This is a genomic window from Pseudomonas sp. NFPP12 (assembly GCF_900103205.1).
Classification (GTDB): Bacteria; Pseudomonadota; Gammaproteobacteria; order Pseudomonadales; family Pseudomonadaceae; genus Aquipseudomonas; species Aquipseudomonas protegens.
The window spans coordinates 158,402-171,610 of sequence record NZ_FMWW01000008.1 but is presented as its reverse complement, the minus strand read 5'-3'; the positions used below and the strand labels follow the sequence as shown (position 1 = coordinate 171,610).

Annotated in this window: 14 protein-coding genes; 10 read left to right on the top strand and 4 right to left on the bottom strand. The window is 65.2% G+C overall.

Annotated elements, in window-relative coordinates:
• Window positions 1-219: 219 nt before the first annotated feature.
• From BLS75_RS30085 to BLS75_RS30055, 7 genes are all read left to right on the top strand, one after another.
• Window positions 220-720 (top strand): Csu type fimbrial protein, encoded by a 501-nt coding sequence (locus tag BLS75_RS30085; protein ID WP_029978055.1) that lies wholly within the window; start codon window positions 220-222, stop codon window positions 718-720.
• 102 nt (window positions 721-822) lie between these two features.
• Window positions 823-1,359, top strand: coding sequence for a Csu type fimbrial protein (locus BLS75_RS30080; protein WP_011062241.1), 537 nt, complete (start codon window positions 823-825; stop codon window positions 1,357-1,359).
• Between the two features lie 20 nt (window positions 1,360-1,379).
• Window positions 1,380-1,916, top strand: coding sequence for a Csu type fimbrial protein (locus BLS75_RS30075; protein WP_015636327.1), 537 nt, complete (start codon window positions 1,380-1,382; stop codon window positions 1,914-1,916).
• 4 nt (window positions 1,917-1,920) lie between these two features.
• Window positions 1,921-2,421 carry a Csu type fimbrial protein gene (locus BLS75_RS30070; RefSeq protein ID WP_015636326.1) on the top strand — a complete coding sequence of 167 codons (501 nt, stop codon included), beginning with the start codon at window positions 1,921-1,923 and terminating at the stop codon, window positions 2,419-2,421.
• Window positions 2,422-2,488: 67 nt separating this feature from the next.
• Window positions 2,489-3,259, top strand: coding sequence for a fimbrial biogenesis chaperone (locus BLS75_RS30065; RefSeq protein WP_227454130.1), 771 nt, complete (start codon window positions 2,489-2,491; stop codon window positions 3,257-3,259).
• Window positions 3,260-3,378: 119 nt separating this feature from the next.
• Window positions 3,379-5,736: a fimbria/pilus outer membrane usher protein gene (locus tag BLS75_RS30060; protein ID WP_072452690.1), complete on the top strand. Its 2,358-nt coding sequence runs from the start codon at window positions 3,379-3,381 to the stop codon at window positions 5,734-5,736.
• 32 nt (window positions 5,737-5,768) lie between these two features.
• Window positions 5,769-6,758, top strand: coding sequence for a Csu type fimbrial protein (locus BLS75_RS30055; RefSeq protein WP_011062236.1), 990 nt, complete (start codon window positions 5,769-5,771; stop codon window positions 6,756-6,758).
• 3 nt (window positions 6,759-6,761) lie between these two features.
• Here the strand turns inward: BLS75_RS30055 and BLS75_RS30050 are convergent, their stop codons facing one another.
• Both BLS75_RS30050 and BLS75_RS30045 read right to left on the bottom strand, forming a co-directional pair.
• Window positions 6,762-7,487: an anti-sigma factor family protein gene (locus BLS75_RS30050; RefSeq protein WP_065363221.1), complete on the bottom strand. Its 726-nt coding sequence runs from the start codon at window positions 7,485-7,487 to the stop codon at window positions 6,762-6,764.
• Window positions 7,484-7,990, bottom strand: coding sequence for an RNA polymerase sigma factor (locus tag BLS75_RS30045; RefSeq protein ID WP_053152719.1), 507 nt, complete (start codon window positions 7,988-7,990; stop codon window positions 7,484-7,486). The genes BLS75_RS30050 and BLS75_RS30045 overlap by 4 nt, the downstream gene beginning before the upstream one ends.
• A gap of 167 nt (window positions 7,991-8,157) precedes the next feature.
• On the opposite strand from BLS75_RS30045, the gene BLS75_RS30040 reads away from it, so the two are divergent.
• Window positions 8,158-9,243 (top strand): catalase family peroxidase, encoded by a 1,086-nt coding sequence (locus BLS75_RS30040; RefSeq protein WP_072452692.1) that lies wholly within the window; start codon window positions 8,158-8,160, stop codon window positions 9,241-9,243.
• Window positions 9,240-9,779, top strand: coding sequence for a cytochrome b (locus BLS75_RS30035; RefSeq protein WP_011062232.1), 540 nt, complete (start codon window positions 9,240-9,242; stop codon window positions 9,777-9,779). The genes BLS75_RS30040 and BLS75_RS30035 overlap by 4 nt, the downstream gene beginning before the upstream one ends.
• Before the next feature lie 21 nt (window positions 9,780-9,800).
• Here BLS75_RS30035 and BLS75_RS30030 read toward each other — a convergent pair whose 3' ends face one another.
• A complete protein-coding gene (locus BLS75_RS30030) occupies window positions 9,801-11,021 on the bottom strand; it encodes an MFS transporter (protein ID WP_072452694.1) in 1,221 nt (406 codons plus the stop codon).
• 104 nt (window positions 11,022-11,125) lie between these two features.
• Here BLS75_RS30030 and BLS75_RS30025 point away from each other — a divergent pair, with 104 nt between their 5' ends.
• The gene (locus tag BLS75_RS30025) at window positions 11,126-11,581 is read left to right on the top strand and encodes a winged helix-turn-helix transcriptional regulator (protein WP_011062230.1); all 456 of its coding nucleotides are present in this window, start codon (window positions 11,126-11,128) and stop codon (window positions 11,579-11,581) included.
• A gap of 36 nt (window positions 11,582-11,617) precedes the next feature.
• On the opposite strand, the gene BLS75_RS30020 is transcribed toward BLS75_RS30025, so the two are convergent.
• The gene (locus tag BLS75_RS30020) at window positions 11,618-12,772 is read right to left on the bottom strand and encodes a M14 family metallopeptidase (protein WP_011062229.1); all 1,155 of its coding nucleotides are present in this window, start codon (window positions 12,770-12,772) and stop codon (window positions 11,618-11,620) included.
• Between the last annotated feature and the right edge of the window lie 437 nt (window positions 12,773-13,209).

Below are 13,209 nucleotides of genomic sequence, written 5' to 3'. Positions count from 1 at the left end.
CAGGCCGCTCACCTTAAGAGCGGCGCGCCAATTTAACCAATAGAAAATGCCCCGGCCAGTCATCTCGAAAAGGCATGGCTGCAGCCGTCCCGGCGCAGCGCTCATGCCGTGAGCAATTAATACGCTAACTGGCGGTTTCCCCGCGGGTTGCTAACCTGACTTCAGCGAATGCTCCTCATAAGGATTGAGGCCTTGAATGGATATAAGGGTGTGGCAGTGATGAGCGCATTGCTCAGCGCGACAGCAGGGGCCGCGGACTTGCAGGTGCAGGTCCGGGTCGATGTGCTGCGTGGCTGCCAGTTGGTCGGCCAGCAGCGCGAAGCGGGGATCGAACAGCTCGGTACCCTGGACTTCGGCAGCACCGCACGCCTGGACGACCCGGCCGGGCCCTTGTCGGCGGCACTGCCGGGCAGCCGCCAGCCGCGCCTGGAATGCAACCCCGATACCCCCTATCAGATGCGCATCGACGGCGGCCTGCACGGTGGCGTCGGCGAAGTGCGCTACCTGGCCAGCAACACCCAGGCCGGCAAACCCATTCCTTATCGCCTCTACCAGGACCCGGCCCGGCGGATTCCGCTGCCGGTGAATGTACCGGTCAGTGGCCGGGTGCCGGATTCCGGCACGGTGGACCTGCCCTTGTACGGGCGTATCGAACCTTTGGCCGAGATCCCTCGGGCCGGCGGTTATTCCGATGTATTGAAAGTGACCCTGACCTGGTAGGGCCGGGGCATGAATGCTGCCACGAGTAACGGGGCAGAGCAGGGAGGGCGGTTCATGGTGAACGGCCCATGTGGGAGTCCTGATGGAACTGGGATGGCTGCAATGAAAGGCAGGACCTGGACGATTGTCGCCCTGGGTTCGTTGTGCCTGTTGGCGGACGACGCCCAGGCGGCAATCAGCGGGCAGATCCAGGCACGCCTGGTGATTACCGCTGCCTGCCAGGTCAGCAGCGGCGGCGATCCGTCTGCCAGCCCGATCGGCGACCCGGGCATGCTCAACTTCGGCCAGCAGGGCCCGACCTGGGTCGCGCCGATCAAGGCCAGCCTCACCAACAGCGCCGAGGGCCAGCTGCAGGTGGCCTGCAACTCCTCGGTCACCGGCTTCACCGTGACCATCAATGGCGGCCTCAACGGCGACGGCACGACCCGGCGCTTGAGCAATGGCCGCCAGACCATTCCCTATCGATTGTTCGTCGATGCATCCGGTAGCGACAGCTACAGCATCGGCCAGCAGCGCAATTTCGCAGTGAGCAGCGGCAGACGGATTCCCATCCCGGTGTTCGGCTCTGTGGTCGCGAATACCCGCGCGGTTCCGGCAGGGCTCTACACCGACACCCTGACCATCACGCTGGATTGGTAAACCATGAGAGGACACACATCATGCACGCGCTTGTATCCAGAATCGGCTGGCCTCTGTTGGGGCTGGTCATGGCTTCAACGGCCAATGCCGCCACCACGGTCACCGGGCAGATCAGCTCGACCCTGATCCTCACCAGCAGTTGCCAGGTCAACGGCGTCGGCGGCAGCACCGGGCTGAACTTCGGTGCCCTGAACTTCGGCACCACCAACAGCCTGTTCACCACGGCCACCGGCCAGGTGCTGGGCGGCGGTGGCGGCGCGCTGTCGATCCTCTGCTCCACCGGCACCACGCCGACCCTGACCATCCAGGGTGGCGCCAATGACGGCAAGTCCACCGGTGGCACCCGGGCCCTGTTCGACGGGGTGGCCAACTATGTGCCCTATGACCTGTACACCGACTCCGGGCATTCGCAGATCGTCGCGATCAACGGCGTGATCAACCTGGCGCCAAGCACCGGGGTGGCGCAAACCGTGAACCTCTATGGCCAGGCGGTGGGCAAGGCGGGGCTACCGGCCGGCACCTACACCGATACGGTGTCCGTGCAACTGACCTTCTGATGCCATGGCCAGCCACGCTTGTGCGCTGCTGCTCCTGGCCTGCGCGAGTGCCTGGCCGGGGTGGATCGCTGCGGCCACCAGCCAGAGCTTCCAGGTCAGCGCCACCATCACCGCCGGGTGCCTGGTGGTGGGGGGCGTCAGCAACTACGGCAGCCTGGCCTTCGGCAGCCAGTCGGCGCTGTCCACCAGCACGGTCAGAGTGGCGCTCACCGGGGGCGTGCAGTTGCAGTGCACGCCGGGGGTGACCCTGAACATGACGGTGGACGGAGGCCAGTACAACAGCAGCGGCCGGCACATGCAGCTCAATAGCGGCAGTGCGCGGGTGGCCTATCAGTTGTTTCGCGATGCGGGCTACAGCCAGAGCCTGGGGATAGGCCAGAGCGTGGCCGTGGCCTACAGCGATGCCAATAACATCAGCCTGCCGATCTACGGGCAGGTGCAGTTGCCGGGCAATCAGCCTGGGGGGACGTACAGCGATGTGCTGCAGGTGCAGCTGTCGTGGTGATGGGGCGCATTCATAACCAGCCGGCAGGCGGACAAGGAGTAGCAGTATGCATTTACCTTTGCAGGGCATGCGGGGGACCGGTTATCTGATCCTGGCGGGGCTGTTGGCAGTTGTACCCAGGGTCCAGGCCGCCAGTTCGGTGCTGATCTGGCCGATCGACCCGGTACTGGAGGCCGATCAGCAGGCCAGCGCGCTGTGGCTGGAGAACCGCGGTACCGAGACCGCCAACCTGCAGATCCGGGTGTTTGCCTGGAGCCAGAGCGGCTTTGCCGACCAGTACCAGAACCAGCGCGATGTCATCGGCAGCCCGCCGGTGGCGAAGATCGAGCCGGGGCAGAAGCAACTGGTACGCCTGACCCGCACCCGCGAGGTGCCACCGGGGCAGGAGCTGGCGTACCGGATCATCATCGACGAGATTCCCTCGGCCAAGCCCATCACCCCGGAAGGGGATGCCAAGAGTGCGGCAGCGATCCGCTTCCAGATGCGCTACTCGGTGCCTTTGTTCGCCTATGGCGCCGGGCTGTGGAGCAAGGAAGACACCTCCCGTCCACGCGATCCCAAGGGGGCCGGCGTGCCGGACCTGAGCTGGCGCAAGGTGGCAGTGGACGGCAAGACGTTTTTCGAGCTGCGCAACCAGGGCGCGGTGCACGCCCGCCTGACCGATGTGGCCTTCAAGCAGGGCGGGCAGGCCCGGCCCGTGGCGCCTGGGCTGCTGGGCTATGTGTTGCCCGGGGCGGTGATGCGCTGGCCGGTGCCGGAAACCCTGGCGGCCGAGTCGACCCTGCAACTGCGGGTCAATGGAGCACCGCAGGTACAGGACCTGGCGCCTACGCACTGAGCCTCGGGCGCAACGCGGCCGCCAGTCGGACGGCCGGTGGGGAGAGGTACGGACGGATGTGAGCGCGGTGGCGCATCCGCCCCGGGATGGAGATGTCCATAGATGGACTTGAGCCCGCAATGAGCCAGGACCCGGCTCGGCGTTTTCGCAGGTGGCAAGGGCTGGTGACCGGCCTGTGTAGCCTGATGCTGGCCGCAGGGGTGCCGGCGGGCGAACTGCCGCCGCCGCCCAGCAGCCTGGAGTCGATGGCCGATGCACAGCTGTTTCTGGAACTGGTGATCAATCAGATGAACACAGGGAAGGTGGTGGCGGTGGAGCAGCGCTCCGGCCGGCTGTTTCTGCCGGCGCAGACCCTGCGTGAAACCGGGATCAAGCTGCCCGAGGGGCTGGGCGCCGAGGTCGACCTGGACAGCCTGCCGGGCCTGCACAGCGACTACGACAGCCAGGGCCAGCGGCTGCTGCTGGACGTGCCGCCCGACTGGTTGCCGGAGCAATTCATCGGCAGCCGCCAGGCCTACCCACGGACCCCGGCCCTGAGCAGCTTCGGCGGGTTGCTCAACTACGACCTGTACCTCAACGACACCGATGACGGCGGCACCTACCTGGCGGCCTGGAACGAGGTGCGGCTGTTCGACTCCTGGGGCACGCTGTCCAACACCGGGCAGTACCGCCAGACCCTGTCGGGGGTTGGGAACAGCTCCCTGAACAACGGTTACCGACGCTATGACACCACCTGGCGTTTTTCCGACGATGAACGCCTGCTGACCTACGAGGCCGGTGACCTGATCAGTGGCGCCTTGCCCTGGAGCAACTCGGTGCGCCTGGGCGGGGTGCAACTGTCCCGGGATTTCTCGGTGCGTCCGGACCTGGTGACCTATCCCTTGCCGCAGTTCGCCGGGGAAGCAGCGGTGCCGTCCTCGGTGGACCTGTTCATCAACGGCTACAAATCCAGCAGCGCCGACCTGCAGCCCGGCCCCTACACCCTGACCAACATTCCCTTCATCAACGGCGCCGGCGAAGCGGTGGTGGTCACCACCGATGCCCTTGGCCGGCAGGTGTCTACCACGGTGCCGTTCTACGTCACCAGCACCTTGCTGCAAAAGGGCCTGACGGACTTCTCGGTGGCCGCGGGTACCTTGCGCCGGGACTACACCCTGCGCGACTTCGGCTATGGCCCGGGGGTGACTTCCGGCAGCCTGCGCTACGGCCTGAGCGATAGCCTGACCCTGGAAGGCCATGCCGAAGCCTCGGACTCCCTGACCCTGGGCGGGGTCGGCGGCAACCTGCGGCTGGGGCAGTTCGGGGTGATCAATACCGCCGTCAGCCAGAGCCGTTTCGACGGCGACGGCGGCCAGCAGTTGAGCCTTGGCTATCAGTACAGCAGCCAGCGCTACAGCGTCGCCTACCAGCGGGTGCAGCGGCGTGATCAGTACGCCGACCTGACGGTGGTCGACAGCCCCTACACCAGCCTCAGCCAGCGTAGCGAGCAACTGACCCTGAGCCTCAACCTGGAGCGCTTCGGCAGCCTGGGCGCCGGTTATTTCGATGTGCGCGCCGCCGACTCGACCCGTACCCGGCTGTTGAACCTGACCTGGAGCAAGCCGCTGTGGCACAGCAGCAGCTTCTACCTGTCGGCCAACCGCGAGATCGGCGACAGCCACTGGGCCATGCAGGCACAACTGGTGATCCCCTTCGACCTGCACGGCAGCCTGAGCCTGAGCAACGAGCGCAGCAAGACCGGGGAAAGCCGCCAGCGGGTCAACTTCAGCCGCTCGGTGCCGATCGAAGGCGGGGTTGGCTACAACCTTGGCTACGCCACCGGCAGTGGCGCCGACTATCGCCAGGCCGACGTAACCTGGCGCCTGCAGTCGGTGCGCCTGCAGGCCGGGGTCTATGGCACCAGCGATGCCGAAACCCGCTGGGCCGATGCCAGCGGTTCACTGGTGTGGATGGACCGCCAGGTGTTCGCCGCCAACCAGATCGACGACGCCTTCGTGGTGGTCAGTACCGACGGCTACAAGGACATCCCGGTGCGCTATGAAAACCAGCTGGTGGGCCAGACCGACAAGAACGGCCATCTGCTGGTGCCCTGGAGCAGCGCCTATTACCGCGGCAAGTACGAGATCGATCCGCTGAACCTGCCGGCCAACGTGCAGAGCCCGAATGTCGAGCAGCGGGTGGCGGTGCGGCGTGGCAGCGGCTACCTGCTGGAGTTTCCGCTGACCCGGATCATTGCCGCCAGCGTGGTGCTGGTGGACGCCCAGCAGCGCGAGCTGCCCCTGGGCAGCAACGTCACCCATGAGCAGAGCGGGGCGCGGACGGTGGTCGGCTGGGATGGGCTGGTCTATCTGGAAAACCTCGCGGCCCAAAACACCCTGCACGTGGAACTGGCCGACGGCAAGACCTGCCGGGCGCAGTTCGACATCGACATGCAACAGCAGCAGGTGCCGTTGATCGGCCCGCTGATCTGTCAGTAACGGCGGTATCACCGGATCAAGGAGCGTGGCGTGTGAATGCGGGCAAGGGATGGCGACAGGCAATACTGGGGCTGCTGGCGAGCGTGCTGTCGTGCACGGCCCAGGCACTGTGCACGACGGTCCCGACCGCGCCGGCAGGCTTCGGTACCGTCAGCTCGATCCTGGTGCGCACCACCTCGCAGCCGGCCTCCACCACCAATGCCGGGCTGAGCTGTACCGGCTCGCTGCTGAGCATTCTGGCCAGCAACGATCATTTCTACGCCACCATCACCTCCACCACCAGCGGCATGGTGGGACCTACCGGCGACGTCATCAGCTACACCCTGTACGCCAACAACAGCACCAGCTATCCGATCACCCGCGGGGTGCAGTTCGACTTCGCCCGCAATTCCATCATCGACCTGCTGGGCCTGCTGGGCAGCCCGACCGTGGCCAAGACGGTGCCCATCTACCTGGGTACCCTCACCGGCAGCAACGTGGCGGCGGGGGTCTATACCGAGAACCTGAGCATTCTCTGGAGCTGGAACTATTGCTCCGGAATCGGCGCCCTGGGGATCTGTCTGGGCCGGGATGTCGGCAGCGGTACCCAGAGCCTGACCGTGAACATGACGGTGTCCAACGATTGCGTGATCACTGCGCCGAACATCAGTTTCGGCAGCGCGCCGGTGATCAGCGCCTTCGCGACGGTGACCGGGCAGACCATCAACCTGGCCTGCACCAAGGGCAGTGCCTACACCGTGGGCCTGAGCGACGGCCAGCACCCGGTAAGTGCGGGGGGGCGCAGGCAGATGATTTCCGGCAGCAACTACCTGGCCTACGACATCTTCAAGAGTGCCGGTAGCACCCGCTGGGGCAGTGTCGGCAGTGCCCGGCGCTCCAGCACCGATGCCGAGGTGAACCCCGGCAACGGCCTGGGCACCGGCAGCCAGATCTTCAACTACAACGCCAGGATCTACACCGACCAGAGCACCCCCCCGGCCGGCACCTATATCGACAACGTGGTGCTGGACGTGGGCTTCTGAGGGCTACAGGGGAATTTCCGCCGGGCCGACCATGGCGTAGTTGTAGCCCTGGCCGGACCAGTACTGCGCCTGCAACGGGCCCTCGCGGCGGCTGCCCGGGGGCAGCAGTTTGTTCTGCGGCCCTGGCGGGCGGATGTAGAAGCTGACCTTGCGCCCCTCGCGATCCTCGTACAGCACCATGGCCGCCGGGCCTTGCTCGGTGCTCAGCAGGCGCCCGCTGACGGCCCTGAACCCGGCCCCCTGCAGATCCGGCAATGGGCTGGCCTGGGTGAAGTAGCGGTCCAGCCAGGCCTGCATGCTCTGATTGCCCTGTACCTTGAAGTCCGCGGGGAGCATGCCCTGCTCGGCAAACAGACGATAGGCCTGCAGGGCGTCGGTCATGGGCAGCACGCTGCTGCCGGCCAGGGTCAGTTCCCGCGCCTGCCAGCCGCTCAGGCCGCCCACGCCCACCGCCATCAGGAGCACCGCGGCACTGGCCAGGCGGCGCAGGCTACGTTGCTTCAGGCGCGCGCGGATCTGCACAGGGTCCAGCGCCGGGTTGGCCGGCTGCAGCAGGGCACCACCCAGGGCCGCCCGCAGGTGCTGGGCGTCCTGCTGCCAGGCCTGGACCCGGGCCGCCACCTGCGGGTGGCTGGCCAGGTAGTGTTCCAGCAGCCGGCGGTCCTGCTCACTGAGTTGGTGATCGACATAAGCGTGCAAGTCGCTGTCGCTGGGGGGCAGGCTGATCATTTGAGTATCCGTAGAGAAGGGCTGCTGATTTCGCCGTCGCTGAGTTGGCGCAGGGCCTGGCGGGCCCGGGACAGGCGCGACATCACGGTGCCGGTGGGCACCTGGAGAATCTCGGCGATCTCCTTGTAGCTCAAGCCTTCCACCGACACCCAGAGCAGCAGGGCGCGCTGTTCGGCATTCAGGCGGTCGAAGGCTTCCAGGGTCGATTGCGCCATCACCGTGCGCTCCACCGAGGGCTGGCTGTCGTCACGGCCGGTGAAGAACTCCAGCATCCGCGCGTAGCGTCGGGAACGCCGGTGGGCATCGAGGAACTGCCGGTAGAGGATGGCGAACAGCCAGGCCCGCAGGTCGCCTTCGGGGCGTTTCCCGGTCCATCCGGCGAGGGCGCGTTCCAGGCAGGCCTGCACCAGATCGTCGGCGCTGCTGGGTTGGCGCGTCAGGGACAGGGCAAAGCGGCGCAGCCTTGGAATCAGCGGGCGTAGCTGTTGGTCGAGATCGTTCATGAAATCCTGCGGATGCTGGGCCAGTCACTAGGCTTGAGGCTAGGAAGACGCGCCGCACAGCAGGTTATTCCAGCCGCAGAAAAATAAATACCGGTCATGGAATAACCCTGGGCGAGCTGCGTCTGACAGGTCCTTGCCCTCATGGCTTCGCGTATTGGAGATGTCCCATGGTTGATCCTTCATCAAAGCCCGACCGCCCACCCCTGGGGCCCGTCAGCCTGACCCTGCGCCTGGGGGCAATCGCCCTGGTGGTTGCCGTCGCTGCGGGGGTTCTGGCCTATGTGCATGGCAGCCTCGATCCCGGTCGCCTGACCCCCAAGGCCCTGGTGGATGTGCTGGAAACCAACAATGGCGTGCACCCGGGGTATCGCCGCAACCACGCCAAGGGGGTGTGCGTCATCGGCTACTTCGAAAGCAGCGGCGAGGCCCGGGCCTACTCCACGGCGCAGGTGTTCAATGAGGCACGCACGCCGGTGGTGGGGCGCTTTGCCCTGCCCAGTGGCAACCCCTATGCGCCGGACAGCAGCGTGCCGATCCGCAGCCTGGCGCTGCGTTTCCTCCAGGCCAACGGCCAGCAGTGGCGGACCGGGATGAACAGCATGCCGGTGTTCCCGGTGGGCACTCCCGAAGCCTTCTATCAGTTGCAACAGGCCGGCTCCCCTGATCCGGCCACGGGCAAGCCGGACCCGAGCAAAGTGCCGGCATTCTTCGCCAGCCATCCCGAGGCGGCGCCGTTCCTGCAATGGGTCAAGGGCGCCAAACCTTCGGCCAGCTATGCCAGTGAAAGCTACAACGGGATCAATGCCTTCTATCTGGTGGATGGCAGCGGTAAGCGCCAGGCAGTGCGCTGGGGGGTAGTGCCCGAGACCCGTGATGGGCCTGATGCAGGCAGTGCCCCGCAAGGCGCCGACTACCTGGAGCAGGACCTGGCTCGGCGCCTGGCCCAAGGGCCGCTGCGCTGGCGCTTGCAGATCACCCTGGCGGCGCCCGGTGACCCCACGGATGACGCCAGCAAGGCCTGGCCGGCGCAGCGGCCGGTAATCAACGCCGGGACCCTGGTGCTGCAAAGCACCCAGGCGCAGAACAGCGGCGAGTGTCGGGACATCAATTACGACCCGCTGATCCTGCCCAGCGGCATCCAGGCGTCCGACGACCCCCTGCTGGCAGCGCGCTCTGCGGCCTACGCCAGTTCCTACCTGCGTCGCACCAGCGAAGTCAGCCAATTGCCCGGCGCCCAGGAGCCACGTCCATGAATAGCCAACCTCGACATTTCGCCCCCCTGGCGCGCCTGCTGCACTGGCTGATGGCGTTGCTGATCATCGCCATGCTGTTCATCGGCGCCGGCATGGTGGCCTCGGTTTCCGCGCGTCATGAATGGCTGATCCACCTGCACAAGCCCCTGGGGATCGCCATCCTGCTGTTGGTGCTGGTGCGCCTATGGGTGCGTTTCTACACCCGACAACCGCCGTTGCCGGCAGACCTGCCGGGCTGGCAGGTGCTGGCGGCCAAGGCCTCCCATGTGCTGCTGTACGCCTTGATGCTGAGCCTGCCGCTGCTGGGCTGGGGCATGATCTCGGCGGCCGGTGACCCGGTGATGCTCGGCAGTTCGCTGCAACTGCCGGCGATCCTGCCGGCCAATGCCCAGCTGTTTGCGGTGTTGCGCAAGGCCCATGGTTATCTGGCGTACCTGCTGTTTTTCACCGTGCTGCTGCATCTGGCCGCGGCGCTGTTCCATGGCTGGGTGCGTCGCGATGGTGTGCTGCAGAGCATGTTGCGCGGCCGCGGTTGATTGAACCCGGCGGCGCCGGGCTCAAGTGGCGCAACGCACCCTGGCCGCGGCTTTGCCCGGGGCCAGGCTCCATAGCCAGTAGATCAGCGCCACGCCGTTGATCCCGGCCCCCAGCAGGCAGACCCCGGTCCAGCCGGCCCAGGCGTAGGTGGCGGTGGCGGCGATGGAACCTGCGGCGCTGCCCAGGGAATAGAACAGCATGTAGCCGGCGGCCAGTCGGCTCTGCGCCTCGGGGCGCACGCTGTAGATCAGGCTCTGGCTGGTGACGTGCACGGCCTGCAGGCCCAGGTCGAAGCTGATTACCCCGAACAGCAGGGCCCAGAGGGACGATTGAGTGAAGGCAATGGGCAGCCAGGACAGCAGCATCAGGCCCAGTGCCAGGCCGCTGGTCCACTGCGCCAGGCCGCGGTCGGCCAGGTGCCCGGCCCGTGCCGCGCCCAGGGCGCCTGCCGCGCCGGCGAGGCCGAACAGGCCGATCTCGGTGTGGGACAAGGACAGTGGCGGGGCACTCAATGGCAACACCAATGGCGTCCACAGCACGGTGCCGGCGGCGAAGATCAGCATCGCCAGCACCGCCCGGTCCCGCAGCACCTTTTCCTCCCTGAACAGTTGCAGCAGCGAACCGAGCAATTGCCCGTAACCCTGGGTGGCCTTGGGTTGCTCGCGGGTAGGCAGGGTTTTCCACAGGGCCAGGGCCACCAGCAGGGTCAGCCCGGCGGACAACAGATAGACCGAACGCCAGCCCGCCAGGTCGGCCATGGTCCCGGCCACGGTACGGGCCAGCAGGATGCCTACCACCACGCCGCTGGTGACCATGCCCACGGTTCGGCCGCGTTGCGCTGCCGAGGCCAGGTTGGCGGCGTAGGCCACCAGTACCTGGGTTACCACCGCCAGCAGGCCGATGCAGGCCATGCCCAGCAGCAGCCAGGCGCTGCTCGGGGCCAGGGCCACGGTGAGCAGGGCCAGCACCGAGAGCAGGGTTTGGGTCACGATCAGCCGTCGCCGGTTGTACAGGTCCCCCAAGGGCACCAGCAACAGCAGGCCCAGGCCATAGCCGACCTGGGTCAGGGTGATGACGATGCCCACGGTGGCCGGCGCCAGGTCGAAGGTATGAGCCATGGCATCCAGCAGTGGCTGGGCGTAGTAGACGTTACCCACCGCCAGACCGCAGGCGATGGCGAACAGCAGCACCACTTTGGTGGAAAGAGCAGGCGAGGCGTGAGGGGAAGAATTGGCTGACATGTTGGGCTCCGGTTTTTGGTTTCATAATGAAACCAGTTGTACGGTAAAGATCATGGTTTTATATTGCAACCACTTTCCTTTGGCCTGATCGGAGAATGCCCAACATGGTCAAGCGCACCAGCCTGCAAGATGCCGAGTGCCCGGTTGCCCGCTCACTGGACGCCATTGGCGACTGGTGGTCCCTGCTGATCGTGCGGGATGCCTTTGACGGAATCCGCCGTTTTGGCGAGTTCCAGCGCAACCTCGGCATGGCCAAGAACATCCTGGCCACACGTCTGCGGACCCTGGTGGAACATGGGGTGTTCGAGGTTGTCCCGGCGTCCGATGGCAGTGCCTACCAGGAGTACGTGCTGACGGAAAAGGGCAGGGGGCTGTTTCCCCTGATCATCGGCTTGCGCCAATGGGGCGAAGCGTTTTTCTACCAGGAAGGGGAAGCGCATTCACGGATGGTCGACCGGCAGACCGGGCAGCCGTTGCGCGCGCTGGAGCTGCGCTCGGCGGACGGGCGCTTGCTGGGGCCGGAGGATTGCCGGCGGGTGCCGGTCGGGGAGGGTGACTGAGGGCTGCGCAACGGGGGGCGCAGCCCTCAGTCGGGTTCAGCGCAGGTGATCCACCAGGTCGGCCAGGGTGCTCAGCACATCCTTGCCCAGTTGCATGGAGCGTTTGCCCGACCAGCCGGTGAGCGGGTTGGGGTTGTCATCGTGGTCCTTGAAGGGCATTTCCAGGGTCAGGGCCAGGCAGTCGTACTTTTCCCCGACGGCATTGCAGGCCAGGGCCATGTTGGCCTGGCCGGGTTTGTCCCGGGTGTAGCCGTGGGTGGTCTGGAAGTCCCGGGTCTGGCGTTTCAGGTGGCTGCGGAAATGCTCCTCGAGCTTCTCCAGTCGCGGGGTATAGCCCGGGTTGCCTTCGCAGCCGGCGGTGAACACGTGGGGAATCTCTTCATCGCCGTGCACATCGAGAAACAGGTCGACGCCGTATTGTTCCATCTGCTGCTGGACGAACAGCACTTCCGGGCTGAGTTCCTGGCTGGCGGTCTGCCAGGCACGGTTCAGGTCCTGGCCCTGGGCGTTGGTGCGCAAGTGGCCGTGGAATGCGCCGTCGGGGTTCATGTTCGGCACCAGGTACAGGTCGGCCTTGGCCAGTAGCGCGTTGAGCTCCGCATCATCGTGACGGAACAGGCGCTCGATCACGCCCTCCATGAACCATTCGGCCATGTGCTCACCGGGATGCTGCTGGGCGATGATCCAGATCTTGCGTTGGCCTGGCGCGCCGCTGCCTTTGCGCAGCAACTGGATGTCCCGGCCTTCGACGCTTTTACCCACGGCCAGCAACTCGGTGCCGGCCTTGGTCAGGGCCTGGTCGATCAGCCAGTCGTGGCGGCCACGGCTGTAGGGTTCGAAGTAGGCGAACCAGGCATGGGTCTGGGTGGCTTCCAGGTTGAAGCGCAAGGCGTCGCCTTCGAAGATCGTCGGTACGCGAAACCAGTTCACATGGTCGTAGGAGGCCACTGCCTGGTAGCCGGTCCAGGCTTTGTTGTAGGAGGACTGGCTGGCGTTGGTCAGGCGAAACCAGTGTTCCTGGCCGACATGCAGGCCGCTGACCTTGAAATGAAACCACTGGAAGTGCGGGCTGCGGGTATCCGGGCGGATGGCCAGCAGTGCCTGCAACGGGTTGCTGATATCCAGTACGTCGATGTTGCCACTGTCGAAATCAGCGCAAATATCAAAAGAAGTGTGATTGCCCACGGTCATAATCGATTCCTTATCAGGATTGTTATGAGCGCTACTCTACACAGAAGGGGGGGTAAAAGAAGGGGGGCGTCGTCCTTGACGCAGACGAAGCTTAGTGGCTATGCGATTGATTCTCAAGCGCTACTTTTTGATTTGCAGGGCTTTTACGACGGGCGTTTGCTTGCAAAAGGACATTCTTTTGCTATCATCGCCGCCATTATTTTTTGCGGCACCTACAGTCTTCATTAGCCTGAAGCCAAGCCAGAAAAACTGGCAAAAAAAAAGACCCGGCAAAAAGCCGGGTCAAAAACCGTGATTAGCCTGATGAGGAGATAATCCAAAGGTCCGACCTAAGGTCCTTTGGGCTATCGACTGATCTCGCGACCAGTTGCTTGCAATAATAATCATTATCATTTGCAAGTCAAATGTTTTTCCCCGCCTTCCGGAAAATATTTTTC